This window comes from Sphingobacterium sp. LRF_L2, assembly GCF_965644235.1.
Classification (GTDB): domain Bacteria; phylum Bacteroidota; class Bacteroidia; order Sphingobacteriales; family Sphingobacteriaceae; genus Sphingobacterium.
Map to the genome: position 1 here is coordinate 459406 of NZ_CBFFRI010000003.1, position 25554 is coordinate 484959.

Genomic DNA, 25554 nt, shown 5'->3' on the forward strand with positions numbered 1-25554 from the left:
AAAGCAAATGAATATAAAACGTAATACTAGAAGAAAAAAACAGGATATCAACAGGTTTTTGATCCTCCTGTTCATGCTAACGTTGTCCTTCGTATCCTGCAAAAAAGACGATGACCTTTCTGATGGACTAGACGATGGATATAGCACTGTTATAAGGGATTTAGCGGGCGATACCAATGGCTCTGTGAGTGGTACTGTGGAAGGAAGAACTAAAGTCGGCTTTTACACGTTTCTTTTCCGTTTCAGCGATCAGAAACAAATCTGGCTGTACGACGCGGCAGATTCGGCAGAATGGTTGCAGACGGATCAATGGGATTTGGCATTTACTGGGCCTTATAACAGCGAAGTTTTCGTGAACAACGCGAATGACCCTTACAATCCTGGCTATGGCGGTGCGGCGACAAAGGGCGCCGTGCTGATGATCGACTCCGCCTATAGCGCTGTCACCTGGGCCCCCACAGATGAGGAGTTTGACAACAGTGACATCATCAAAATCGGTTGGGCGCAAAGCAACGACGCCTATGGATGGTTCTTTTACAGCCTGGATACCCATATCATGGTACCGATCCAAAACCGCACATGGGTGATTCGTCTGGCGAGTAGCAAATACGCTAAACTGGAGTTGGTCAATGCCTACCAAGGAAATCCACCAACAGTCACTAACCTGTATTGGCCAGCACCTTATTTTACGTTCCGCTATTATGTACAGCAAGATGGCAGTCGAAACCTACAAACAAACTAAGTGTAAAAAGAGAAAACAGATAAATAATAAAATAAAACGATGACACGAACAGACACAGGTCTTACTTTGCAAAAATACCTCTTGATGATGCTCATCTTTATCTTCGGGATTATGGCATCTTGTAGCAAAGATGATCCGATTACAGAAACCGAAGAGGAGATCGTGGAGGAGGAAGAAGAAACCGTAGACTACGGTAATTTCTACAAGTTGATACGCGTAGAAAACTTTGCCGCAACCACCGAAGACAATTCGACAACTGCCCCACCTACAATTTTTTATAGCTTAGAGAGTAACAAAGATATCAGTAGCGACTATAAAAAGACACGAACTTGGGATCTCGCCTTCGGCGGCTTATACAATAGCTTCTTATCGGCCAATAATGGCACGCACAGTTCAAACAATGGTTACGGGACTGCCGCGGTAGGTGGCATCCTCATCTTAGAAGAAGCTTTTGACGCAGTTGTCGATATACCCGAAGATAGCCAATTTAAAACTGGAGTAGACCTCTTTGGTACCGATATAAACGGCGATCTCGGAAATGGTATCGGTTGGTATTTTTATGATTTTGATGGCATACTTGTACGCGATGGCGCTTACGATAATGCCCATGTTGCTTATGCTTTGGCTGACACCTTGACCTTGGCAAACGGCAACAAAGTAAAACCACGCACATTGGTCATTAAAACAGCCAAGGGTAATTATGCCAAACTAAAAATGGTGAGCTGCTATAAAGACGCATTCAAACAAGAAGAGTGGTTTCGCAATACACCCCACATGTACTTCACTTTTGAGTACGTAATGGTTCCAAGTGGTAGTAGCAAATTTGAAGTAAAATAACGAAGAAAACCTTACAATAATGAATAATATAAAAATCACGATTCTCGTATTAATTACAATTTTAACATTTTCCTGTACAAAAGAAAAAGACCGTTGGATAGATGTAGAAGCCGATTTGGTAACCGAGGTTGTCATTGACAAACCCAATGCTCGCATTGACTCATTTCGGGTTGTCAGTGGTGGACAAGGCCACGTTATTTATAGCGCAGTCAATGATAGTACCAAAACCATCACGACTTACTTACCCGCATTCTACCAATACAATTACCTTGAAGTGGAGATCGACCTACCAGACGGCGCGACAGTAAGCCCTTCTGTTGACGAGCTTGTACCTGTATTTCCTGAAGAACCAGTTACATTTACCGTGACCGCAAGTGATGGAAGCAGCAATACCTATACACACATTACTGTTGTACAACAAGCAAGCCTATTACTCAACGAAATATCATCAGCGACGACAACAACCCAATACAGTAATAACTTTAGTGCAGCGACGATTACAGGTAGTAATTTTTTACCTGCCTATGAAGTGACAAGGCTTTACGTGGTTGATGCCGAAGGAAATAAGCTATGGGAACTTAATCCGGGTGGAATCATCCGTTCATACAGTATAACATATGTATTTAGCGATGCTAATGGTAATGGAGCAACTTTGGAAGCTAATACGGATTATTGGTTTCATTTGGAGAGCTATGCGCACAACGTGACTATGCAGTATCCGTTCCGTATTAGAACTATACAATAACTTTATATATGCCAGCCTGCTTTTTCACAGCCATATTACCGTGAAAATTGCAAATTTTAAAAAAATAAAATTAAAAAAATGAAAAAAATTAAAAGTATCGCTTTGATGGCTATAGTAGCCTTCACAATTACATCATGTAACAAAAATGACGCTCCCACTGTCGAATCTTTAGAATTGCAGTCGGAAACAGCTATATTAAGCAGTGACTGTACATTTGCAGATACGGTAGTACGCGTATATAGGACTGCAACACCTTCTTCCACTTATGGAAATTGGGCACCGGTCGATTTCACTTTGGATGGAGTCGTACCATTGAGATTGGAAGGTATATATGGAAGTTTCTTCAGACCTCAGGAAGCTTCCTTTGACAATTGGTATATCGGTAGATTGGATTCTACAACTGTATGTAGCCCTTGGCTAGATTTAGCAATTGATGTTAAGAATGCATATGTTGGCTCTCATCCATCCAGCAATCCTTACAATGTACTGGGCTATGACGATGGCACTCTATTGGGCTATAATTTTGATATTGGTTACTACTATTATGATCTTGTAACCCACGTAATGAGCCCATCTTATGCGATTGCCGTTTGGAAAGATGCTAATGGATCTGGTGACTACGAGTATGTGTCCACGCCTTCCAACGCATCTATTGCCTATATTATTAAGGTACAATCTATTACCTTTGGTACGGATGCGACTGGCTACTACAGCGACATTTCCTTTAAATACGGACAAGCAAAATAAATAGTAAAAAAAAGACACAAGTTGTTATGAAAGGAAAGGGGATGGACGAACCTATTGAACCAGTCTGTGCCATTCCCCTCTTATCACCTGTCTCAATTTCATCGAAATGGCATCGAGAAAGTAGGCTGCATATCAAAAAATACAGATGCTAAAAAGCACTAACATCTTTAATAAACAACAAAAGTAACAAGATAAAACATATAATAATGTTAAATAATATAAAAAACCTTGCAATTTGCACCATCCTTCTTCTGGTAATATCTTGCAAAACAGAATATACCGATCTTTACAACGAAATTCCAGGCGACACTTTATTTGTCTCAGGCAATACAGGCATCGTCTCTTTTACAGTTTCCGAATTTGATATAGACTCCCCTATTGAAGCAACAATTAAAGGCGATAGTATTGTGCTTCTGTGGTCGTCATATGTCTCACTGCCGGAAACCATCAATCCTACGATCACTGTACCCGATTCAGCTAGTATTTCTCCGGCATCTGGCGAAACAGTAGCTTTTGAGACGGGCACTAAATACACCGTCACCTCAGCAGCAGGTACCAGCAAGGATTATTTTCTAAAAATTGATTACAGACAGACACCACCAACGACATACACGATATTAACTACAGCCAATATTGTCAGGGGAAGTCTATACAATTTCACAACAACCAACGTCTCCAGATCTTTAGATAATCTATTGGTCGATCTAAATAAAACAAAAGTAGAATTGATCTCTCAAACTGACAATAGTGAATATATTTGTGAAGTAGCAGGTATGCGTTCAAATAAACTATCTTTTTGGGTCCCTAATGAAACCCCCGCGGGATTATATGAGGTACACATAACAAATGGTGCCTATGAATTAATTAATTCTAATACAACTCTGAAATATTGGCTTAATGTTAGGGAGGGAACGGTTGCTTTTGCTACAACACTTGCTTCAAGTAGTTCTTTAGGTTTTCCCATAACAACCATTAAACGAGGAGAGACTTTTGTCATTAGTGGTACATTACTCAATACTGTAACGGAGGGAACAATTTATTATTCGGCGAGTTCGAGCGTACAACCTCCTCTGGAAATTGTATCAGCAACAGAAGATGGGCATTATTTGACGGTAAGGATTCCGGAAGATACACCATTAGGACAATACAACGGTATATATCTAAAAACATCAGCTGGAACGACATCGTATTCTACAAATACCAGCACGCCTCTTGTTGTCACAGAATAGCCTGACTTAACGTTTGTGAAAGGAAATTACGATGCGCTGATCGACCAGGAAATCGAAGGATTACACCTGTTCCGAACCAAGGGCAAATGTATCAACTGCCACAACCTGGGCTATTCGTCGCCCTCGTCGTACAGTACGCTGGACTCGGGGCGTCATGTCGCCACAGGGCAGGTAGCGGATATCGGCAAGTTCCGAACGTTGGGCTTACGAAATGTCGCGAACACATTTCCCTATTGGCACAATGGTGCCTTTTCCACATTAAAAGAGGTGATTGATGCCAAAAATGAGGAAATGCCGTGAGGAACAGGCTATATTAGAATCGGTACACTTTCGGGATATATGCAACCACTTGGCCTGTCGGCCGAAGAAAAGGAAGCTATTATTGCCTTTATTTACGCTTTAAGTGATGAATAACAAAAGAATTAAAATCGAAAAATCAGGGTATAATGACGTTAACAATGCGAATAGGCTTAGCTACACTATTAAGTACAGTTGTACTAATAAATGCCTGTAAAAAAGAAGATACGCAGCCAAGCACTGTGGATGAACAGCTATCCCCCTCGACAGGAACGCGGACAGAGCTGACATTAGATTCTATTTTTCTTTACGCAAGGCAAGTATATCTTTGGAACAGCAGTTTACCAAGCTATTCCGTATTTAATCCGCGTGAACGCTATATTAATACCAAAGAAACAACAATATCAGTCTACCGACAAGAGCTTTTTGATATTACGCAATATGCAATTAACCCGAGCACAGCAATTCCCTATGAGGGAGAAAGCTCCTCTTCTGTTCCTCGTTATTCCTTCCTCCAAGAAAACAGCGGCTCTTCTGGTCTGGTGGCCGCTACGACACTGAGCAATGCCACCGCTGTGGCCGCATCTGGGATTTTTGAAGTTGGCAGCACCAAAATCGCCTATCTCGCGCTAGATGGCTTTCCATTGTTGAGCGACTGCAAAACAACTTTAGATAGCCGATTTGCCGATTTTTCGAATGAGACTCCATCAATTGCTATTATCGATCTTCGGAATAACCCTGGAGGCTATGTAGAAACGGCAGAGTATGTAGCAAACCTCTTAGCGCCTCCCGCCCTAAACAGCAAGCTGATGTATAGTGAACGTTTTAATACGAACCTTCAAAATGGAACAGCTCGTATTCTCCAATTTCAACCGTATCTAGACAGTGATGGCAATACGGTACAGTATCAAGGTCGTCTAGCAACGATGGCCGACGTTGACTATACCGAAGCAAACAATAGTACCTATTTCAGTAAAGTTGGCTCCCTCGAAAGTATTGAAAAGATCTATTTTATTGTATCAGAATCAACCGCATCGGCGGCAGAATTACTAATCAGTAGCTTAAAACCTCACCTGCCCTGTGTACTCGTTGGCCAACGCACTTACGGAAAACCTGTGGGATTCTTTCCCATAATCATAGATCAGTATCAGCTCTATTTGGCAAGTTTTAGTCTACACAATGCCGAGGGCTGGGGTGATTATTACAACGGTATGGAAGTCGACATTGAAGTGACAAATATGACAAACAACATGCTCGGTAATCCAAGCGAAGTTGCTTTGCAGGCCGTATTAGCTGATATACAAGCGAACAGCGTCAGCAAAACAATGCGCGGCAACATATCAAAAACCTACAGGCTACAATCAACGACAAACAAACAACAGAAATCGGCGACATTTATTCCAATAATCAGCCATAAACAGAAACTTAAATTTTAACCCTTTATTCATTATGTTACATCTTGCCATAAAAGAAGCTACCAAATCGGGGCATCAGGAAACAGAGAAGAAAGTCGTATTACGTATCAAAAACATTAAAACAGAGCAAGATTATATCGCTTTGCTCAAGTGTTTTTATGCCTATTTTTTTGCTGTAGAGCGTGCTATCGCACCTTTTATCACGACAGATATACTACCCGATCACCAAACACGTCGCAACTCTTCTTTTATCAAGGCCGATATCTTAGCGCTTGGCGGTGACCTGGATAACCTTCCTGTTACCCATCCCCCCTCCATTGCTAATTCAGCCGAAGCTATGGGAGCGCTATACGTTATGGAGGGGTCTATCATGGGAGGACCATTTATCGTGCAAATGTTACAAAAGTTAGGTATTAGCCGGGGATTTTCTTTTTTCAGTGGTTACGGAGCCGATGCAGGAAAAATGTGGCAATCGTTTACGCTAGCACTAAATGCCGCGCCTCAAAATGAACAGGAGGAAAAATCCGCCGTAGAGGTTGCTCAAAAAACATTCTTACAGTTTGGTGCTGTATTCAACGAATTAGCGCAGGTAAACTAACGTCTAGGAGCACAATACCTGTGTATTTTTATAACGCCGTGAGACATTTTCTTCTCTCTTCCTCGTGCTGCATTCCGTTTTGACGTTAGGGCTGCCAACCAAAGCTTGTGTTGAGAACCATGAAACTATACAAACCAACTTATGCTATGAAAATATAGGTGCAGCATATTTTCATGGTACTGCATAAGATCTTTAATTCGCTGGAGGATAGTAAGCCTTCTTATGGAAGGAAACTCTTGCCTCTTGAAGATAGAACGCTATGGACAAAGCACGAAGTGATTGAAAAATTAGGTACGAGCGAAAGCAAGTATAATGGGAACGTCCGCTCGGGTCTGCTCTATCCCATGCGCTTGAACGAGACGGATTTTTACGTCGAAGAGGACCTTCTGAAGGCTATGGAAGAGAGCCGAAATAAGGGCAGATGCTAAAAAGTTTGTCATAAACTGATGTAAGTTTGTCGTATCCGAACTTCGTTTGTGATAAACCGATATGCGTTTGTTATAAACTTGGATGCGTTTGCGGTAAACTGATTTTCGTTTGTGACAAACGCAATCGCGGTTGCTACAGATTGATATGCGGTTGGGGTGTCAGATGCAAGCTGACGATAAACTTGTCTTCGTTTGCGACAGACGCATTTACGTTTGTGATAAACTTATTCTAGTTTGCAATAAACTGCTATGCGGTTGTGATAGACTGTGATGCGGTTGGTACAGATTTATATCGGGTTGGTTCAGACTAAGTGTCGTTTATGGGGGCTTTTTAGTTTTTCCTGGCAGGAAAGAAACAGGTCAGAAAGGTTCTAAGCGCAAGGTTTGAGCTTTTAAATTACTCATCGATAATAATGTTAAAAAAATAAGATATAAGGTACATTCTTAAAATCTTTCATCTGAAGTAAAATTATGAATTTGTTTGATCATTAAGCTTCGCGTTCCATTCTCTTTCCAATGCAGTAGCATTCGCAAGATTATCTCCTGCTAAGTTGATCATAAAATCATCCGGTTATTCGCATGAAATAATAAATTGCTAGTGCGACTAAAACGAAGACAATAATACAAGTAATCACAAATTTCAAATGTCCTTTTCTGTCGTATATGAACGTATTTTTATCAATATGAAATTCACTGAAAACACTATCGGAAATACTTAGGCTAGAATCGAACCGCTTTACACCTTTCAAAAAATGAGCAATCAATTTATTTTTGTTCTTAATAAGATGCGCAGCGCCAAAATCATTGTTATAGAAGCTAATCTTTAAATGATTGCCGCCCCTGTGTCCATGTATATAGCCCACTGAATTTCTGATTCTGGGTTTCCAATCGATATCTTTCTCGTACATTTTGGTCGATTTTTCTAGTTCAGCATATAAAATAGAGTTTTTCGTTCCATCGATACTAAAATAATGTATACCATCACGATCCACGACGATTTCCTTCAGCCTCATTCTTTTTGTTTTTTTATACCGACTAAAAATACACCACGAAAGCCAAAGCGTGAGTGCATAATAAAAAACATCAAAGATAATACCTCCCCAGCCTGGTGCGTTTCCACGCTCAAATTGAAAAGCGAGCGGAATAGCAAGAATGCAAGTCACCAGCGAAGCCATCAAAATAAAGAAAAAACCGAACAGCACATAGGTCATCAGTTTATCGGGAACAGATTTTACAGCGGGAAAATAGACTTCATAATCCTTCATTGAGACTAAAAATACACCAAATTGATTGTGTTGTACAAAAAATTAAAACTCTAAAATACAGAAAATGTTTTTTTGACACCTTTATATTCGTACATCAAGTTTTGTTTAAGAGTAGCTGATCTACAGTAATTGTTTAAATTTTCGGTTTCTGGATTTGCAAGATATTTGATTAAGCCAATTGTCATGCTATCTTTCTTTTGCTGAAAAACAGAAGAGAAACTGTCTTACATAAACAATATCGAATTGAACCTTTTATTAATAACTACCATTAAAATACTCATTTCGCTTTTTTAGCTAAATGATTGCCTAAATTCTAAAGGCGAGATTTCCGTCTTTGCCTTAAAAAGTTTGCTGAAAGATTGTGAATGCTCGAAGCCTAATTCATAGGCAATTTCAGAAACCGATAAATTTGTCGTGGACAATTTCGTTTTGGCAACATTTATCAACTTTTCGTGTATGTGCTGTTGCGTGTTCTGTCCAGTCAAGACCTTCAGTAAAGTGCTTAAATATTTGGGAGACACATTCAGCTCTTCTGCGATAAATTGAACCGATGGCAATCCGTGTTCTGAAACCTTGCTCTCAAAATATTCGTCAAGTAAGTTTTCTAACCTTTCCAAAGTTTGATGATTAGCTTTCTCCCTTGTTATGAACTGACGATTATAAAAACGGTCGGAATAATTGAGTAGGCTTTCAAGTTGTGAAATGATAATTTGTTTACTGAACTTATCAATGTTGTTGTGATATTCTTGTTTAATATTCTCGATAATTCCATTTATTGTCGCTTCTTCCTTTTCTGAAAGAAACAAGGCTTCGCTTACCGAATAATCAAAGAAATTATAGCGCTTAATCATTTTGGCAAGAGATGTGTTCCATAGGAAATCGGGATGTATGAGCAACATACATCCCGAACGCTTTTCGGTCGAACTTGGGTCGACTTGTATTCTAAAAACTTGATTAGGCTCCATAAAAGCCATCAATCCTTCATCAAAATCAAATTCCTGTTGGCCGTAATACATCTTTCCACCAATGCCTTTTTTAAGGGAAATCATATAGAAGTTAAGCACCCAATTTACCTCGTGGGTAACGGCAGCGGATTTGATGGCTGAATAGTCTACCACGCTGATCAGTGGATGTTCGGGATTGGGTAAACCGCGCAACTTGTGAAACTCGCTGATTGATTCTATTCTTTGTGTTTGCCGCTGTTCCATAACACAAAATTAAAAATAATTCTGTTGCATATCTTCCAACAATCCTATCTCGGTAGGTTTCCAACCTAATTGTTCCTGTGTTTTTAAATTGGTTGCCGGGCTGTCAGATGCTATAAAATGGCTCATCCATTCAAAATGTTTTGTCAATTTATCACCTGACAACGAGACAACAGGCAGATGGAGTGTGTCTCCAATGAGGGTTGCGATTGTTTTTAGTTTAATTCTTGTATCGCCTACAACGTTGTATAACGCACCTTTTGTACCTTTTTCTAGCGCCAGCCGGAATGCCTTTGCAGCGTCTAAGCGATGCACTGCTGTCCAATGGTTGTTACCATCTTCGGGATAAGCGGAAATACCATATTTGCGTGCTTGCGAAATGATGAATGGAATAAATCCAGCATCTTTTTTGTCGTGAACTGAAGGTGCTAAACGGATTACCGAGGCATTGACACCTTTTTCTGCCAATACTACAGCTGTAGTTTCAGAATAGCGTGCAAAACTCGCTGAAAGAACGCTTTCTTCTGTGATATTCCCATCGATCAGTGGCAAGCCTAAAATTCCTGCGGTTACCACAATTGGTTTGCCTGTGCCAAGCAATGCTTCACCCATTGTATTAATCGCTATTTTATCCATTTCAGCGGCTTTCGAAAATTGTGTAAAGTCGTGAAAAAATGCGTTATGAATAACACCGTCAGCAAGCGAAGTACCTTTTTTTAAGATTTGTAAATCTTCAAGACTTCCTGTTAATACTTCTCCACCTAAATCGTTAACGACTTTTGCAGATTTTTCTGAACGCGCTAAACCAATTACTTGGTGCCCTGCACTAATTAATTCTCTGACTACCGCAGAACCAATAAAGCCTGAAGCTCCCGTTACGAATACTTTCATTTTATAATTCTTTTTACGATACAAAGATCAACACAATGAAAAGAATGGATGTGTTCTAAATTCAGGTTCTTGTAGCCAAAAAGGAAATTGTATTTGTAGCCAAACACAGTCTTTCAACGCCTTGCCATTCACTAAAAACCTTTAAATTCACACACACGGACGGAAATTGGTGCAGGTATGGAGGATCCGGCATCAAGCCAAAGAATTTAATTAGACACAAAAAAAGCGACTCTTAAGAAGTCGCTTTTTTTGTAGCCCGTAGGGGAATCGAACCCCTGTTTCAAGAATGAAAATCTTGCGTCCTAACCCCTAGACGAACGGGCCATTTGCTTTTGGTGATGCAAATATAAGAGCATTATTTATATCACCAAAATATTTTTTCGAGCTATTTTATAAAAAGCTGAAATTGAAAAGATTATTTTTTAAATCAAATCAAAACCAATATCCTTTCGAAAGTATTTACGCTCATAAAAGATCCTGCCGGCATCTGCTGTCGCCTGTTGCAACGCGTCAAATAAATTATCCTGAAGCGTTGTTACCGCTAAAACACGTCCACCAGCTGTAACAACTTTACCATCGACCTCCTTCGTCCCGGCATGAAAAACAATAGACCCTTCAACATTTTCAATATTTGTGATCTCCTTTCCAGATTCATATTCGCCAGGATATCCACCAGAAACCAATACGACCGTAACAGCAGTCTTGGCACTAACGGTATAAGAACGTTCATGCAAATTGCCTTGCGCTACACCTTCCAATAAATCAATAAGATCAGACTCTATCCGTGGCAGAACCGATTCCGTTTCAGGATCGCCCATACGCACATTGTATTCAATAACGTAAGGTTCTCCTTCTACATTCATCAATCCAATAAAAATAAAACCTTTGTAAGGAATATTATCTTTCTTTAAACCTGCTATGGTAGGCTTAATAACTCGTTCTTCCACCTTCGAAAGAAACACTTCGTCAGCAAAAGGAACGGGCGAAATTGATCCCATACCACCTGTATTCAACCCTGTATCTCCCTCACCAATACGTTTGTAATCTTTTGCAGAAGGCAATACCTTATAGGAATTACCGTCTGTAAGAACAAATACGGAAAGCTCTATTCCCTTAAGAAACTCTTCAATCACCACAACAGAACTTGCATCCCCAAACTTCGCATCTGCAATCATTGCCGTCAATTCTTGCTTAGCATCATTCAACGTTTCACAAATCAAAACGCCTTTCCCTGCAGCTAAACCATCCGCTTTTAATACAATAGGTAATTTCTGTGTCTCTAAATACGCTAGCCCTTCTTCTAGGTTTGATTTATTGAACGATTTATAAGCCGCTGTTGGGACAGCATGACGAAACATAAATTCCTTTGAAAAATCTTTCGACCCTTCTAATTGGGCACCTTCCTTTTGAGGACCAATAACTGGAATATGACGAAGATCTTCACGTTCAAGAAAATAATCATGAATACCTTTTACTAAAGGCTCTTCTGGACCAACCAACAGCATATTTATTGCATTTTCCAAGGCGAAAGAAGCAATACCTTCAAAATCCGTAACTTTTAAATCCACATTTTTCCCGTACTGACTTGTTCCTGCATTTCCTGGTGCAATAAACAATTGATTTAATTTCGGGCTTTTCGATAGTTTATAAGCAAAGGCAGATTCCCTTCCGCCAGATCCAATTATTAAGATATTCATAACGACAAAGATACCGATGTAAATCAATAATCTACAAAAATTAATTTGGTCTACGTATTTTTTTGTAAATTGAGTAAATTTTTGACCAATATGATCTTAAAAAAATTTGCGTTAAGTTGCTTTCTAACGCTTGTCAGCGCAGTCGCAGGGGCACAGGATATTGAAGCTCTTCTTCAAAAGATAAACACCAACCACGACTCTCGACCTATTGAAAAAATACATCTGCATCTGGACAAACCCAACTACACTGCCGGCGAAACCATATGGTTTAAAGCATACGAAGTTATCGGTGTAGAGAATATGCTTTCCAACTTAAGCAAGATAGCCTACATCGATCTTGTGAGTCCTAAAGATAAAATAGTTGCGCACATGAAAATACCTCTGCTTAGTGGTATCGGTATTGGTGACATCAGTCTTTCGGACACATTGATCGAAGGAACGTATCGCCTACGTGGGTATAGCAACTGGATGCGCAACGACAGTTCCGCTTATTTCTTTCAACAAAATATACAAATTAGTAACGGCCGCCTAGACAACGTGTTAACGCAGTCCGCATTAAAGGATGGAAACTACAGCATCTTGTTTCAAGATCTACAACAACGTCCGTTGGCAGATGCTAAAATTCGCTATGAAATAACAAGAGCCAACAAAAATTTAAAAAGTGGCCGATTAACCACTGATGTCGAAGGCCGTATTAATATTCCCTTTAAATCGGATTATGGGAATGCGAAACTGACCGTATCTTTCGAAAATAAAGAAAAGGCTCCTGTAGAGAAGATTTTCAAACTCCCCCAGCAAGAAACGCAGCAGCATAATATTCAATTCTTTCCGGAAGGTGGAACGCTGCTCGCCGGGACGCTGAATAAAATTGCGGTCAAAGCAGTAAGGCCAAATGGACTCGGTATCCAAGCAACCACATACATTTTAACGTCAAGAGGTGATACCGCAGCACGCATACAAACCAATAATTTAGGGATGGGCTCTGCGCCGCTCTTTGTTGAAGAAAATGAAACCTTTACCAGCGTAACAGTGTTTGAGGATGGTACACAGACCTCGACCGCCCTTCCTGCATATAGCCAATCAGGATATAGCATCCAGGTGAACAACATTTCCGATAGCAAGCTCTTTGCACAAGTGAACCTCAGCGCTGACAAACAAAATGGAAGTTCCATCTACTTTATCCTTCATTACTTAGGACGTACTTTTTATGTCTCTAAGCAGAATGCATCAAAAAACGAACTTGTTTTCAGCGTTCCAAAAAAGGACTTACCATCGGGTGTCCTCACGATAAGTATCCTCAATGATCAACTTATTCCGCTTATAGAGCGCCCTGTTTTCATCTGCAACGAGAGTCAATTTGTTCCGTTTACTGCCGATTTAAATTCCCCCACAAGCAGTCCTAGAAAAAAAGTATCTGTTTCCATACAAACAGGAACAGCACAGGACAGTATTCGCAACGCTGTACTTTCTGCTTCTGTCGTCAACGCCTCTAAAATAAAAAAAGAGGATTGGAAAAATAGCCCAAATATACTTTCAAGTCTCCTCCTAAATGCAGACCTTTCGGGCTATATAGAGAATCCTGGTTACTATTTTGATCAAGGATTGAAATGCACAGAGATTGATGATTTACTCCTGACGCAGGGATGGCGAAAGCTGGAATGGAAAGCGAACTTAGAGGCGACAGCACCATCTTTTCTACCCGAAAAAGCCATATCAATTAAAGGACAAGCAAGGAAGTTAGGCCGCAAAGCTCCCGCTTCCGGTGCAAAACTAATGTTGGTGTCCACAAAAAATTTTATGGATTATATTGATACCTTAGCAAATGAGGAGGGCTATTTTGAATTTGACAATCTCCTTTTTCCAGATAGTGCTAAGTTTCTAATCACAGCAAAAGACGAGAAAGGAAAAAATAACATCGATATTATCATCTCCGAAAATACTATTCCGACTCACGACATCAATAAAAATGCGCCAGGAGAAAGAAATGACGTCAACTATTCCTTTCTAGAAGACATCCTAAACAACAAGAAATATTTTGCAGGTCTCGAAGCACAAGGCCTTATGGAAAAAAGTATTGCTATTGAAGAAGTCGTTGTCACAGCAAGGAGAACCGCGAAAAAAGCATCAGAAAGCTCCGCTAACCTAAACGGGCCAGGCAATGCTGATCAAGTTATCACCGCTGAAGATCTCGAAACCTGTCCTACATTAGACATGTGTCTCAACGGTCGATTAATGGGTGTAACCTTCCAAAACGGAGTTCCGCACACAACGCGAGGTGGCGGAGAAATGCAGGTGGTATTGGATGGTATGTACATTGAAGGCGATCAACTTTCTATGATCAATCCTTCTGATATACAAAGTGTAGAGGTACTACGTAATATTAACTACACCTCCATTTATGGATCATATGGCGGAAATGGTCTTCTCATCATCACCTCAAAAACAGGTAAAGATGCCATGCGAAGTTATACCCCAAAAGGTATTGTTACTGTCCAACCGCAAGGCTTACATATCAACAAAATTTTTTACAAGCCAATTTATGAAGTTGATTCGGAGACCAAACTGAACCAAGACCTTCGTACAACCATCCATTGGGAACCCAATATCGTTTCCGACAACGATGGCAAGGCAAGTTTTGACTTCTACACATCGGATGAAGCAGGTCGATATGTTATCACCATAGAAGGCTTAGATTTTATGGGCCGAATCGCGCGAAAAATATTGACGCTCGATGTAAAATAAAAACAAAAGGGGAAATGAGATTCCCCTTTTGTTTTTTACATGCTATCTGCTAGAGCATTTTTTTCTCTAGCTCGTTTATTTTCGTCACCATAAAGCGCTTAATAGACGCTCGCTGCACTGCATCCAAAACATCGACTACATTCCTTGTTACAGCAATGTCACTTGGTTTTATCAATACAATAATATCCTGTCCATTGCTTGACATCTTTATTTTGTTCTTCATCTGAATTAAAAGCTCACCTAATCCTAATTTGCCATAGGCTACTCTTTGAGGAGCAGTTTTAGGTGACTCAGAAGCCCCTAAATAATACGTTAACTCATTATTTCCCCCCAACAGCAAATTTAATGTTCTATCTTCACTGATATTTATTGGTGTTGAAAGCCCTTTATCTCTATCAGGCATCGCGACATCCAATTTATTCGGGGTACTTAGTGACGTTGTTAGCATAAAAAATGTGATTAACAAAAAGGCTAAATCAACCATTGCTGTTAAATCCACCTTTGGCATCGGTCTATTCCGAATACTTCTGCGCTCTTTCTTTCCTGTGGTTTTACTGTTGTTTGCTAGCTCTGCCATAACATTATCTTTAAAAAGTTAAACATCGGTTATTTATAATCTTGATGTTTTTTTCTGTAATTTTCCATAAACTATTATAAAAGCGATTATGGGAGAATTTATTAAAGCACAAACAACCGACCATATCACCTACATTGGGCTCGACCGTGGAAAATCGAATGCTTTACATCTCGAAATGATTATCGAACTCATAGAAGAGTTAGATAAGGCCAAAAATGATCCTGCAATAGAGGCCATTATTCTGCATGGAAAGGAAGGTTTTTTTTCTGCTGGCCTAGACTTAATAACCTTATATCAATATGATGAATCAACCATGACAATTTTTTGGAATAGCTTCATGGAATTAATTTACAACCTGACGGCATTTCCCAAACCTAGTGTTGCCTCCATCACAGGACACAGCCCTGCTGGCGGCTGTGTCTTGGCGCTCTGTTGTGATTATCGTGTGATGGCGGAAGGTAACTACATAATCGGCCTGAACGAAGTGCCTGTCGGTATCGTTGTCCCACATAGCATATTTAATCTCTACAGCTTTTGGGTAGGTCAGTCGAAAGCTCATCGAAACCTTTTGGAAGGCAAGCTCCTTTCTCCATTAGAAGCTTTGCAGATCGGACTCATCGATGAAACCGTTCCACCAGACCGAATACATACGACCGCAACACGAAAAGCAAAGAGCTGTACACAATACGACCGCAATACATGGGGAAAAACAAAGCTTAATATCCGACAAGAACTTCTTCGCAAAATCAAAGAAAATAAAACCGAAGCTATTGCTCAGGTGTTAGAACAGTGGTGGCGGCCATCAACACGCCATATCATTAAAACGATTATTGAAAATCTCACAAAAAAATAAGTTATGGTCGAGGGTGCATTAAAAGAAAATGCTTTTCTGGGTAAAACAATTCTTATCACTGGTGGAGGTACCGGTCTAGGAAAGACTATGGGACAATATTTATCGTCTTTGGGAGCCAATCTTATCATCACTAGCCGAAAAATCGAAGTATTAGAAAAAACGGCACAGGAGATAAACGAAAACACAGGGCACCCGGTAATGCCTATTGCTTGTGATATCCGTGATATTGAACAAATCGATCATCTTCTAAAAAAAGCTGAAGAGACCTTTGGATCCATAGATATGTTGGTTAATAATGCCGCTGGCAATTTTATATCTCCAACAGAGCGGTTATCCGCCAACGCATTCTCCACTGTGATAGACATTGTACTAAAGGGCACAGTCAACTGCACCCTAGCTTTTGGAAAAAATTGGATTGAAAAAAAACAAAAAGCATCTATTCTTAATATTATAACAACATACGCTTCAACAGGCTCTGGCTACGTCGTTCCTTCGGCTGTAGCGAAAGCCGGTGTTTTGGCTCTTACCCGTTCACTAGCCGTTGAATGGGGTAAATATGGCATCCGCAGCAATGCCATCGCCCCTGGTCCCTTTCCTACAAAGGGTGCTTGGGATAGGCTTTTACCTGGCGAATTGTTGGAAAAATTCGACTTCAAAAATAGGGTTCCATTAAAAAGAGTTGGTGAACATCAAGAACTTGCTAACTTGGCTGCATTCTTGCTGTCCGACTTCGCTGGTTTTATAAACGGCGAAATCGTAACAATAGATGGAGGCGAATGGTTACAAGGGGCTGGAGAATTCAATAACATGGAGGCAATACCTTTGGAAATGTGGGACCAAATAGAAAATACAATACGAAATAATAATAAATCATGAAGAATCTATTTCTCGCTTTATTTTGCATCACGATTGGTTTGACATCTTGTACATCATCCAACAAAAAGGCAGAAGAAAACAACAAAGACTCCGTAACATCCACTGCACTGCCGAACGCAGATAAGCAACAGTTAACAGAACTTATTACGCGTTTTGTGCGCGCCTACATCAGCCAAGATAACCAAAAAGCGAATGCTTTGATCCACCCTGATCTTGGTATCTATATCATTTACAGACCTGGCGCTATGGACACCTATCAGCATGTAGATTCCCTTGATTTTCAACGGTCAATTCCAGAACATTTTCCGTATTCAACTTTTGAAAACGATTATGTTCTTCAATTTGACTCATTACCAGTATTTGACTGCGCTGAGGAAAAATGGAATAAATATGGTTTTTTTTGCGACACAACTGTACAAGCAGACCAGTTGACACAAATTGCATCTTTCAAACACGAGTTTAAGGAAATTAACGATCGTACTCTTGCTGAGATAAAACAAGTGGAAAAAAATACCTACCGAGTCATTCTGACGAAAAACGAAAACTTAATATTCCACGTCAAAAAATACGAAGGTTCGTGGTATATCTTTGTATTGGATCGCGCATACGGCTGGTGCGATGCCTAAAAGATGATTTTTATCATATACTGGACTAAATTAATACGTAAACTATTAATGATAAAAAGAAACCCCTATATTTAGACGAGTAAAAATTAATTAGAAAATGAATACTATCGACCAAGCTACAAACGATCGCATCCAACAATGGTTAAGCCCCGAATATGACGTAGAAACAGTTGCACAGGTGCAACAACTTATTGACGATAACGCAGAGACCGAACTCATTGATTCGTTCTACAAAGAATTGGAATTTGGAACGGGTGGTCTTCGTGGCATCATGGGAGTAGGATCCAACAGAATGAACAAGTATACGATCGGAAAGGCGACTCAGGGCTTGGCAAATTACCTAAAAAAACAATTCCCGGATCAAGTGCTCAAGGTAGCCGTATCCTACGATAGCCGAAACAACTCCCAAAAATTCGGACAATTGGTCGCAGATGTATTTTCGGCAAATGGCATCCACGTATACCTTTTCAAGGAATTACGTCCTACACCAGTATTATCTTTTGCTGTCAGACATTTTAATTGCCAAGGGGGTGTTATGCTCACGGCATCACACAACCCTAAAGAATATAACGGTTACAAGGCTTACTGGAATGATGGCGGTCAATTGGTAGCTCCACATGACAAAAATGTCATCACAGAAGTAGATGCTATTCAATCTGTATCTGCTATAAAATTCGAACGAAACAATGATAATATCACTGTTGTTGGCGAGGAATTTGACGCGCTTTACATCGATGCAAACAAAAAATTGAGTATCCATCCGGATTCCGTTGCTGCACAGCACGATTTAAAAATCGTCTACTCGTCTATTCATGGTACGGGAATTACGATTGTACCTAAAATGCTTGAAGCATGGGGGTTCACCAATGTACAGCTCGTTGAAGAACAGGCTACACCTGATGGAAACTTCTCAACAGTTGTATACCCAAACCCCGAAGAAGAGGAGGCCATGAGCATGGCAAAACAGAAGGGACAATCCATTGATGCGGATATTGTTATGGCAACAGATCCTGATGCAGACCGGGTTGGACTTGCGGTTAAAAATCACAAAGGCGAACTACAACTGCTGAATGGTAATCAGATTGGTAGTCTGCTCATCTATTACGTGCTATCCGCGAAAAAAGAAAAAGGTCTTTTAAAGGCTAATGACTTCATCGTTAAAACAATTGTAACATCAAATTTAATGACCGATATTGGAGACAGTTTCGGTGTAAAAAATTACGAAACCTTGACGGGCTTTAAATTCATCGGTGAGGTAATGACAAAGGTCGAGGGAACAGAAAATTATCTGGTTGGTGGAGAAGAAAGTTACGGCTTCCTTGTAGGAGACCTTGTTCGGGACAAAGATGCTGTCAATGCTTGTGCGTTTATCGCAGAGATGGCCGCATACTTTAAAAACCAGGGAAAAACACTCTTTGATATCCTTTTGGGAATTTATGAAACGTATGGTTTCTATCAGGAAAAACTAATATCCTTGACGAAAAAAGGAAAAGCTGGCGCTGATGAAATCAAACAGATGATGGCTAATCTGCGCAGTAATGCTCCGAGCTCACTTGGTGGTGTCGAGGTAAAAGAAATACGTGATTACGCCAATGGAACAGCATCAGTATTGGCAACAAACAGCCAAACGACAATCGATCTTCCTAAATCTGACGTCCTCCAGTTTATCACAGTAGATGGTGATGTCATTTCTGCAAGACCATCAGGTACGGAACCAAAAATCAAGTTTTATTGCTCCGTAAAAGAGGCATTGGTGTCGCGCGATCAGTACGAAGCAACCGCCGATAAATTAGAACAAAAAGTGAAAAACATCATGGCCGATATCGTGCAAGATTAATATGGAAAAGTGGACGTTATTAGACTCTAAATACATCATAAAACGACCATGGGCTACATTGCGCGTGGACAAACTACAATTACCCAATGGCAATATCAAAGACGAATACTACGTTCTTGAGTACCCCACTTGGGTAAATATGATTGGAATAACCAGTGACAACCAGATTCTTTTTGTTCAACAATATAGACATGGGGCCGACGAGATTCTAACTGAACTGCCGGCAGGTGTTGTAGAAGAAGGTGAAGATCCTGAAGTTGCCGCCCGGCGCGAATTACTGGAGGAGACCGGCTATGCATTTGACTCTATTGAAAAAATCTGTCAACTGTATGCCAATCCAGCAACTAGTGGCAACATTACCTATACTTATCTTTTAAAAGGCGGGCGTAAAGTTCAGGAACAGGAATTGGACAATTCGGAAGATATCGATGTTGTTCTAATGTCTATTGATGAAGCAAGACAATTTTTATACGAAAATAAAATTGGTCAAGCACTGCATACAGCAGCCTTATTTCACACATTTCAAAAATTAGGTTTGCTTTAAGCAGACCTAATTTTATTTCATAAACATTGGGCCCGTCCGAATAATCTCCATGATTTTCGTAACTTTGCCATATGGCAAGAGAAATTTTTGAAACCAAGCGAAAAGCGTTAAAAATTAACTTAAATCCAGACATCTACGGAACCTTTGCCGAGATAGGAGCAGGACAAGAAGTTGCAAGAAATTTCTTTGAAGCCGGGGCTGCCTCGGGGACAATCGCAAAAACAATATCGGCCTACGACATGGCTTTTAGCGACGCCATATACGGAGCAGAAGATTCAGGTCGATATGTAAGCAGAGAAAGGCTCTTGAAAATGTTAGAGCACGAGTTTGATCTCTTAACCGAGCGCCTTCATACCGAAAAATACGAATCTAAAAAATTCTTCGCTTTTGCCGACACCGTTACCACACTCAATTTCACAAAAACAAATGATCCCCATGGATGGATTGGCGTTCGTTTTCAACATGAGGTGGGCGGACCAGTAAATGACATCGTTATTCATGTACGCCTTTTAGACAGTGATTCCCATCTACAATCTAAAGTACTGGGTATCCTTGGTGTCAATCTGATATTTGCAGCGTATTACTATGCAGAGACGCCACAGGTCATGATCGAATCTTTAGTAGACAACCTTTCTGTCGGTTCTGTTGAAATCGATCTCGTAAAAGTATCTGGCCCGGCTTTCGAACAGGCAAATGAACGTTTACTGAATCTCTATCTTATTGCAAAAGGTTTTGCTAAAGCAGCCATATTTAGACCTGACGCAAAAGCAGCACAAATTAAAGACTATTTGTACAAAAAAAACATTATCATTCTCCGCACAAAATATCGCCAAAAATCAAACCCAAACTTCGACTTGTTTAACCTCGCCGTAGAACAATTCGAAAAAAATACAGCGGCAATTCCAGCAGACACAGTAGTCCTTATTGAAGTACTTATGGGAAATGTATTAGACGAAGAAAGTACAATTACGGATGAAGATTTGACATATTTTGCAGAGAGAGCTGAATACCTTTGTTCGACAGGAAACAATATTATGGTTTCCAATTTCCGTCGTAACAATCACCTGGCCGAATTCATTAAGTCCTTCAAACCAAAAAATATCGGTATTGCGACGAACGTCTCTAATCTTAAGAACATATTCAATACCGATAAGTATAATATGGAAGAGTATACACACGAATTACTCTCCTACATATCGGGGATGTTCAGCAAAGATGTAAAATTATATGCTTATCCTTACTTAGATCGAAAATCAAACGAGATTGTGACAACGAAAAACATGCCTGTTGCAAAAGAAGCACAACATCTTTTCGACTTTCTTATTCAAAACAAATACATTGTTGATATTGAGAATTACGATGAAAAATTCGTAAAAACAGTTTAAAAACAATCCAAAAAAAATGCAGGCCCATCAATGACAGGCCTGCATTTTTTTCGCCCTATACCTACAAAAATTTCTTAAAAATAGCATATAAAATTTTCAAATCCTGTTCACTTAAAATCGCAGAATTTGTATCTTTTTGAATGTAATGTATTTTGAATGCTTTTATCGCCGCATCCAGATTTTTGATGTCATAACCGATAATACGCAGGGCTAATTTTGGATCAAATCCTATTGGCGGTGTTTCCAAATTAGCATCATACCAAAATCCAAAACCTCGGTCGGCAAGTTTCTTCCAAGGAAATCGAGAGGGGTCGTTCTTCCTTGTAGACGCATAGTCCATATGACCGATAAAATTTGCTTGGGGTATCTTATAGGTATCTTTCAAGTACTGCAAAAGATTTACCAATGCATTAATCTGGGCTTCCGGCCAAACATCTGTTGTTCCATTATTATCGAGCTCTATACCAATAGATGAAGAGTTAAGGTCCGTGTCATTTCCCCATTTTCCCAAACCGGCATGATGTCCTCTGAATAAATCGTTAACCATCTGGACTACTTTGCCGTCACGACCGACAACATAATGTGAGCTCACACCTGCTTTGACACTATGAAAGGTCTTAATGGTCTGCGCCAAGGAATCCTGAGCAGTATGATGAATCATCACATAATTAGGTTTCCGTACACCGAAGTTTACAGAAGCAATCCACTGTTTGTCTGCCACCAATACCTTTTCAAGTTGTCCCTCCGCAGGAGCATTTTCATATTGTTGCGCTAATACCTTTGCCTTCTCTTTATAAACTTTCTCCGTCGCAGCATACTTTCCGCCGCCACAGGAAGCAATAAATAACATGCTAGGCAAAGCATACCATACATATCTCATTCGTCTCATATATTCAAAAATACAATTCATACTAAACAAAAACCACCCCTTAAGCAACTTCCTCATCAAAAAAAACTCCTGCTTTACTTAAAAAACAGGAGTTTTACTTTATAGTATACAAGAACTATGCCTCTGCATATTCTTCTATAGATGGACAAGAACAGATTAACGTTCTGTCCCCCTGAGAATCATTTACGCGCCCTACTGAAGGCCAAAACTTGTTAGCTTTTACATAAGTAAGCGGGTAAGCTGCTTTTTGTCTGCTATAAGGTCTATCCCAATCATCTCCAGTAACAATTTCTGCTGTATGTGGAGCGTGCTTCAACACATTATTCTTCTGGTCAACCTCTCCCGCCTCTACTGCAGCAATCTCGGAACGAATTGCAATTAAGGCCTCACAAAAACGATCTAATTCTGCTTTCGATTCAGACTCTGTGGGTTCAACCATAAGTGTTCCAGCTACAGGGAAAGAAACTGTAGGAGCATGAAAACCATAATCCATCAAACGCTTAGCGATATCTGCGACTTCAATGCCTACATTTTTAAATGTGCGGCAATCTAAAATCATTTCATGTGCACAACGTCCATTTGCTCCTGCATACAAAACAGCATAATGTCCCTCTAGACGAGCCTTGATATAATTTGCATTTAAAATGGCTGTTTTTGTCGCTTCCGTTAATCCATCAGCCCCCATCATTGCAATGTAAGCATATGAAATAGTTAAAATAGAAGCGGAGCCAAATGGCGCTGCTGATACCGCAGAAATACCCTGATCTCCAGAAACTTCTATAACCTCGTGATTTGGCAAAAATGGAACTAAATGTGATGCCACACCAATAGGCCCCATACCTGGCCCACCTCCACCATGTGGAATACAGAATGTTTTGTGCAAATTCAAGTGACATACATCCGCACCAATGAAACCAGGACTAGTCAGCCCAACCTGCGCATTCATATTCGCACCATCCATATAAACCTGGCCTCCATTTTCGTGAATAATTTCACAGACCTCGATGATAGACTCCTCAAATACACCATGTGTAGAAGGATAGGTTACCATCAATGAATTTAAATTGGTAGCATGCTCCTCTGCTCTAGCACGAAGATCTGCAACATCAATATTGCCGAGTTCATCACACTTCACGACAACAACTTTAAGCCCTGCCATAGAAGCTGAGGCGGGATTTGTTCCGTGCGCTGAGGCAGGAATTAAACAAATATCACGGTGGCTATCACCTCTACTTTCATGATAAGCACGGATCACCATTAATCCAGCATACTCGCCCTGTGCGCCTGAATTCGGCTGAAAAGACATCTTCGCAAATCCTGTGATTTCGGACAACCAATCATTAAGTTCATTGATTAACTGCATATAACCCGAAGTTTGATCAACTGGCGCAAAAGGATGTAAACCACCGAAATGTGCCCAAGTCAAGGGAACCATTTCTGTTGTTGCATTCAATTTCATGGTACAAGAACCCAAAGGAATCATGGAGTGACATAAAGAAAGATCTTTAGACTCTAAAGACTTGATGTAACGCAACATTTCACTTTCTGAGTGATAGCTGTTGAAAATCGGATGGGTAAGATAGCTCGATGTGCGTAACAAGGTCTCTGGAATAGAGGTTGAAAGTTGATCGACGAATGCTGTCAAATCTACATCGTTCAATGATTTCCCTTTAATCTTCGCGAATACTTTTACAATGGTCTGAACATCGTCGAATGTGCTGGTCTCATCAATAGAAATTCCGACAACACCTTCATGATAAAAGAAATTAAGTTCATTGTTGAGTGCTTCCGCTTTTAATGCACCGACTTGTTCCCCAACGACGATACGCAAAGTATCAAAATAAGACGCATTGGTTTGCTCATATCCCAATTCCTGAATGGCCTTATCCAACAGCTTCGTTAAGTCATTGATTCGATTAGCGATTTGTTTTATTCCTTCCGGACCATGATAAACGGCATAAAAGGAAGCCATTATGGCCAATAATGCTTGAGCTGTACAAATATTAGAAGACGCTTTATCGCGACGAATATGTTGTTCGCGGGTTTGTAGGGCCATCCGTAAAGCGTAGTTACCTTGTGCATCCGAAGTTACACCGATAATACGTCCTGGGATATTACGCTTATAGGCATCTTTTGTAGCAAAAAATGCCGCGTGAGGACCTCCAAATCCCATCGGTACACCAAATCGTTGTGAATTTCCGACAACGACATCAGCACCCCACTCTCCAGGAGGCATTAACAAAGTCAAAGACAGGAGATCAGCAGCCACACATACCGTTATTTGTTGGTCATGGGCCACTGCGGTAAACGAAGCATAATCTGCAAGAGTACCGTCCGCTGCCGGATATTGAATAAACACTGCAAAAATTTCGTCAGACAGGTTCTCTTCAACGATATCTGCTACACGAATTTCAATTCCAAAGGGAACAGATCTCGTTTGCAACACATCTAGTGTTTGCGGATAAATTTGAGGAGTAACGAGAAACACGTTTGCATTCTTTTTCTTACGGGCGCTGTACAGCATAAACATAGCCTCTGCAGCAGCCGTTGCCTCGTCCAATAAAGAAGCATTTGCAACTTCCAATCCCGTCAAATCAGAAACTGCGGTTTGAAAGTTTAACAGCGCTTGCAGACGTCCTTGTGCAATCTCCGCCTGATAGGGCGTATATTGGGTGTACCATCCTGGATTTTCCAATACATTCCGCTGAATAACTCCAGGCACCACTACATCATAGTAACCTTGACCGATGTAAGATTTAAAAACCTTGTTCTTATCTGCCAACTGCTCTACCTTTCTTAAATAGGCTTGCTCGCTTAACGCTTCAGGCAGGTTCAGTGATTTCTTTAACCTAATTTGGCGAGGAACAGTCTGCTCGATAAGTTCGTCCACCGATTGCACACCTAAATAGGCTAACATTTCTTGTGCTTCTACAGCCCGCGGGCCGTTGTGGCGATCTTGAAATTTTTCTTGATAAAATACGTTGCTCATTTTTCGCTTAACTTTTTCATTAGCATCGTCCTAAATCACTCCAAAACAGGTTTTTAGAAAGACACTTTTCATATACTTTTTGAGAGTGCAAAAATACGATTTTATCTGCTAATAAAAATGTGTCTAATCATTTCTTATAC

23 protein-coding genes and 1 tRNA gene are annotated in these 25554 nt (G+C 40.3%); 16 read left to right on the forward strand and 8 right to left on the reverse strand.

Annotated elements, in window-relative coordinates; all coding sequences use genetic code 11:
* The first annotated feature begins 7 nt into the window (after positions 1 to 7).
* The 9 genes from ACSZOX_RS07985 to ACSZOX_RS08025 all read left to right on the forward strand — a co-directional run bounded on the left by ACSZOX_RS07985 (position 8) and on the right by ACSZOX_RS08025 (position 7038).
* Positions 8 to 742, forward strand: a complete 735-nt coding sequence (locus tag ACSZOX_RS07985) for an HmuY family protein (RefSeq protein WP_437919340.1) — start codon at positions 8 to 10, stop codon at positions 740 to 742.
* Positions 743 to 781: 39 nt separating this feature from the next.
* A complete protein-coding gene (locus ACSZOX_RS07990; RefSeq protein ID WP_437919341.1) occupies positions 782 to 1579 on the forward strand; it encodes an HmuY family protein in 798 nt (265 codons plus the stop codon).
* A 19-nt stretch (positions 1580 to 1598) separates the two neighbouring features.
* On the forward strand, positions 1599 to 2324 hold the full coding sequence (locus ACSZOX_RS07995) for a hypothetical protein (protein ID WP_437919342.1): 726 nt from the start codon (positions 1599 to 1601) through the stop codon (positions 2322 to 2324).
* A gap of 78 nt (positions 2325 to 2402) precedes the next feature.
* Entirely contained in the window at positions 2403 to 3071 is a 669-nt protein-coding gene (locus ACSZOX_RS08000) for a hypothetical protein (RefSeq protein ID WP_437919343.1), read from the forward strand.
* Positions 3072 to 3277: 206 nt separating this feature from the next.
* Positions 3278 to 4300 (forward strand): hypothetical protein, encoded by a 1023-nt coding sequence (locus tag ACSZOX_RS08005; protein ID WP_437919344.1) that lies wholly within the window; start codon positions 3278 to 3280, stop codon positions 4298 to 4300.
* Positions 4301 to 4315: 15 nt separating this feature from the next.
* The gene (locus ACSZOX_RS08010) at positions 4316 to 4600 is read left to right on the forward strand and encodes a hypothetical protein (RefSeq protein ID WP_437919345.1); all 285 of its coding nucleotides are present in this window, start codon (positions 4316 to 4318) and stop codon (positions 4598 to 4600) included.
* Between the two features lie 158 nt (positions 4601 to 4758).
* Positions 4759 to 6033 (forward strand): S41 family peptidase, encoded by a 1275-nt coding sequence (locus ACSZOX_RS08015; RefSeq protein ID WP_437919347.1) that lies wholly within the window; start codon positions 4759 to 4761, stop codon positions 6031 to 6033.
* A gap of 13 nt (positions 6034 to 6046) precedes the next feature.
* Positions 6047 to 6610, forward strand: coding sequence for a biliverdin-producing heme oxygenase (locus tag ACSZOX_RS08020; protein ID WP_437919348.1), 564 nt, complete (start codon positions 6047 to 6049; stop codon positions 6608 to 6610).
* A 173-nt stretch (positions 6611 to 6783) separates the two neighbouring features.
* Positions 6784 to 7038 carry a hypothetical protein gene (locus ACSZOX_RS08025; protein WP_437919349.1) on the forward strand — a complete coding sequence of 85 codons (255 nt, stop codon included), beginning with the start codon at positions 6784 to 6786 and terminating at the stop codon, positions 7036 to 7038.
* 563 nt (positions 7039 to 7601) lie between these two features.
* On the opposite strand, the gene ACSZOX_RS08030 is transcribed toward ACSZOX_RS08025, so the two are convergent.
* The 5 genes from ACSZOX_RS08030 to purD form a co-directional block, all read right to left on the reverse strand.
* Positions 7602 to 8303 carry a hypothetical protein gene (locus tag ACSZOX_RS08030; RefSeq protein ID WP_437919350.1) on the reverse strand — a complete coding sequence of 234 codons (702 nt, stop codon included), beginning with the start codon at positions 8301 to 8303 and terminating at the stop codon, positions 7602 to 7604.
* A gap of 290 nt (positions 8304 to 8593) precedes the next feature.
* Positions 8594 to 9511, reverse strand: coding sequence for a helix-turn-helix domain-containing protein (locus ACSZOX_RS08035; protein ID WP_437919351.1), 918 nt, complete (start codon positions 9509 to 9511; stop codon positions 8594 to 8596).
* A gap of 9 nt (positions 9512 to 9520) precedes the next feature.
* On the reverse strand, positions 9521 to 10399 hold the full coding sequence (locus tag ACSZOX_RS08040; RefSeq protein WP_437919352.1) for an SDR family oxidoreductase: 879 nt from the start codon (positions 10397 to 10399) through the stop codon (positions 9521 to 9523).
* A gap of 252 nt (positions 10400 to 10651) precedes the next feature.
* Positions 10652 to 10723: transfer RNA gene (locus ACSZOX_RS08045), tRNA-Glu, on the reverse strand.
* Between the two features lie 98 nt (positions 10724 to 10821).
* Positions 10822 to 12096, reverse strand: coding sequence for a phosphoribosylamine--glycine ligase (gene purD / locus ACSZOX_RS08050; RefSeq protein WP_437919353.1), 1275 nt, complete (start codon positions 12094 to 12096; stop codon positions 10822 to 10824).
* 90 nt (positions 12097 to 12186) lie between these two features.
* Between purD and ACSZOX_RS08055 the strand changes: the two genes are divergently transcribed.
* Positions 12187 to 14838: a TonB-dependent receptor plug domain-containing protein gene (locus ACSZOX_RS08055; protein ID WP_437919354.1), complete on the forward strand. Its 2652-nt coding sequence runs from the start codon at positions 12187 to 12189 to the stop codon at positions 14836 to 14838.
* A gap of 49 nt (positions 14839 to 14887) precedes the next feature.
* On the opposite strand, the gene ACSZOX_RS08060 is transcribed toward ACSZOX_RS08055, so the two are convergent.
* Positions 14888 to 15415 (reverse strand): ExbD/TolR family protein, encoded by a 528-nt coding sequence (locus tag ACSZOX_RS08060; protein ID WP_437919355.1) that lies wholly within the window; start codon positions 15413 to 15415, stop codon positions 14888 to 14890.
* 88 nt (positions 15416 to 15503) lie between these two features.
* On the opposite strand from ACSZOX_RS08060, the gene ACSZOX_RS08065 reads away from it, so the two are divergent.
* The 6 genes from ACSZOX_RS08065 to ACSZOX_RS08090 all read left to right on the forward strand — a co-directional run bounded on the left by ACSZOX_RS08065 (position 15504) and on the right by ACSZOX_RS08090 (position 21536).
* Positions 15504 to 16268, forward strand: a complete 765-nt coding sequence (locus tag ACSZOX_RS08065) for an enoyl-CoA hydratase/isomerase family protein (RefSeq protein WP_437919356.1) — start codon at positions 15504 to 15506, stop codon at positions 16266 to 16268.
* 3 nt (positions 16269 to 16271) lie between these two features.
* Positions 16272 to 17144 carry an SDR family oxidoreductase gene (locus ACSZOX_RS08070; RefSeq protein ID WP_437919357.1) on the forward strand — a complete coding sequence of 291 codons (873 nt, stop codon included), beginning with the start codon at positions 16272 to 16274 and terminating at the stop codon, positions 17142 to 17144.
* Entirely contained in the window at positions 17141 to 17770 is a 630-nt protein-coding gene (locus tag ACSZOX_RS08075) for a hypothetical protein (protein ID WP_437919358.1), read from the forward strand. Before ACSZOX_RS08070 ends, ACSZOX_RS08075 begins: the two co-directional genes overlap by 4 nt.
* Positions 17771 to 17867: 97 nt before the next feature.
* On the forward strand, positions 17868 to 19607 hold the full coding sequence (locus ACSZOX_RS08080) for a phospho-sugar mutase (protein WP_437919359.1): 1740 nt from the start codon (positions 17868 to 17870) through the stop codon (positions 19605 to 19607).
* A 1-nt stretch (position 19608) separates the two neighbouring features.
* Positions 19609 to 20151, forward strand: a complete 543-nt coding sequence (locus tag ACSZOX_RS08085) for an NUDIX hydrolase (protein ID WP_437919360.1) — start codon at positions 19609 to 19611, stop codon at positions 20149 to 20151.
* A gap of 71 nt (positions 20152 to 20222) precedes the next feature.
* Complete coding sequence (locus ACSZOX_RS08090) at positions 20223 to 21536, forward strand: nicotinamide mononucleotide adenylyltransferase (RefSeq protein ID WP_437919361.1); 1314 nt, start codon at positions 20223 to 20225, stop codon at positions 21534 to 21536.
* 61 nt (positions 21537 to 21597) lie between these two features.
* On the opposite strand, the gene ACSZOX_RS08095 is transcribed toward ACSZOX_RS08090, so the two are convergent.
* Together ACSZOX_RS08095 and gcvP are read right to left on the reverse strand one after the other, a co-directional pair.
* Complete coding sequence (locus ACSZOX_RS08095) at positions 21598 to 22425, reverse strand: N-acetylmuramoyl-L-alanine amidase (RefSeq protein WP_437919362.1); 828 nt, start codon at positions 22423 to 22425, stop codon at positions 21598 to 21600.
* Positions 22426 to 22540: 115 nt separating this feature from the next.
* Positions 22541 to 25414 carry an aminomethyl-transferring glycine dehydrogenase gene (gene gcvP / locus ACSZOX_RS08100; protein WP_437919363.1) on the reverse strand — a complete coding sequence of 958 codons (2874 nt, stop codon included), beginning with the start codon at positions 25412 to 25414 and terminating at the stop codon, positions 22541 to 22543.
* Between the last annotated feature and the right edge of the window lie 140 nt (positions 25415 to 25554).

Coding starts and splice junctions, on each gene's coding strand:
- ACSZOX_RS08015 (WP_437919347.1), top strand. CDS start 4,759: ATGCGAATAGGCTTAGCTACACTATTAAGTACAGTTGTACTAATAAAT.
- ACSZOX_RS08055 (WP_437919354.1), top strand. CDS start 12,187: ATGATCTTAAAAAAATTTGCGTTAAGTTGCTTTCTAACGCTTGTCAGC.
- ACSZOX_RS08040 (WP_437919352.1), bottom strand. CDS start 10,399: ATGAAAGTATTCGTAACGGGAGCTTCAGGCTTTATTGGTTCTGCGGTA.
- ACSZOX_RS08065 (WP_437919356.1), top strand. CDS start 15,504: ATGGGAGAATTTATTAAAGCACAAACAACCGACCATATCACCTACATT.
- ACSZOX_RS07990 (WP_437919341.1), top strand. CDS start 782: ATGACACGAACAGACACAGGTCTTACTTTGCAAAAATACCTCTTGATG.
- ACSZOX_RS08020 (WP_437919348.1), top strand. CDS start 6,047: ATGTTACATCTTGCCATAAAAGAAGCTACCAAATCGGGGCATCAGGAA.
- ACSZOX_RS08030 (WP_437919350.1), bottom strand. CDS start 8,303: ATGAAGGATTATGAAGTCTATTTTCCCGCTGTAAAATCTGTTCCCGAT.
- gcvP (WP_437919363.1), bottom strand. CDS start 25,414: ATGAGCAACGTATTTTATCAAGAAAAATTTCAAGATCGCCACAACGGC.
- ACSZOX_RS07985 (WP_437919340.1), top strand. CDS start 8: ATGAATATAAAACGTAATACTAGAAGAAAAAAACAGGATATCAACAGG.
- ACSZOX_RS08060 (WP_437919355.1), bottom strand. CDS start 15,415: ATGGCAGAGCTAGCAAACAACAGTAAAACCACAGGAAAGAAAGAGCGC.
- ACSZOX_RS08075 (WP_437919358.1), top strand. CDS start 17,141: ATGAAGAATCTATTTCTCGCTTTATTTTGCATCACGATTGGTTTGACA.
- ACSZOX_RS08005 (WP_437919344.1), top strand. CDS start 3,278: ATGTTAAATAATATAAAAAACCTTGCAATTTGCACCATCCTTCTTCTG.
- ACSZOX_RS08085 (WP_437919360.1), top strand. CDS start 19,609: ATGGAAAAGTGGACGTTATTAGACTCTAAATACATCATAAAACGACCA.
- ACSZOX_RS08090 (WP_437919361.1), top strand. CDS start 20,223: ATGGCAAGAGAAATTTTTGAAACCAAGCGAAAAGCGTTAAAAATTAAC.
- ACSZOX_RS08035 (WP_437919351.1), bottom strand. CDS start 9,511: ATGGAACAGCGGCAAACACAAAGAATAGAATCAATCAGCGAGTTTCAC.
- ACSZOX_RS08070 (WP_437919357.1), top strand. CDS start 16,272: ATGGTCGAGGGTGCATTAAAAGAAAATGCTTTTCTGGGTAAAACAATT.
- ACSZOX_RS08025 (WP_437919349.1), top strand. CDS start 6,784: ATGGTACTGCATAAGATCTTTAATTCGCTGGAGGATAGTAAGCCTTCT.
- ACSZOX_RS08000 (WP_437919343.1), top strand. CDS start 2,403: ATGAAAAAAATTAAAAGTATCGCTTTGATGGCTATAGTAGCCTTCACA.
- purD (WP_437919353.1), bottom strand. CDS start 12,096: ATGAATATCTTAATAATTGGATCTGGCGGAAGGGAATCTGCCTTTGCT.
- ACSZOX_RS08080 (WP_437919359.1), top strand. CDS start 17,868: ATGAATACTATCGACCAAGCTACAAACGATCGCATCCAACAATGGTTA.
- ACSZOX_RS08095 (WP_437919362.1), bottom strand. CDS start 22,425: ATGAGACGAATGAGATATGTATGGTATGCTTTGCCTAGCATGTTATTT.
- ACSZOX_RS07995 (WP_437919342.1), top strand. CDS start 1,599: ATGAATAATATAAAAATCACGATTCTCGTATTAATTACAATTTTAACA.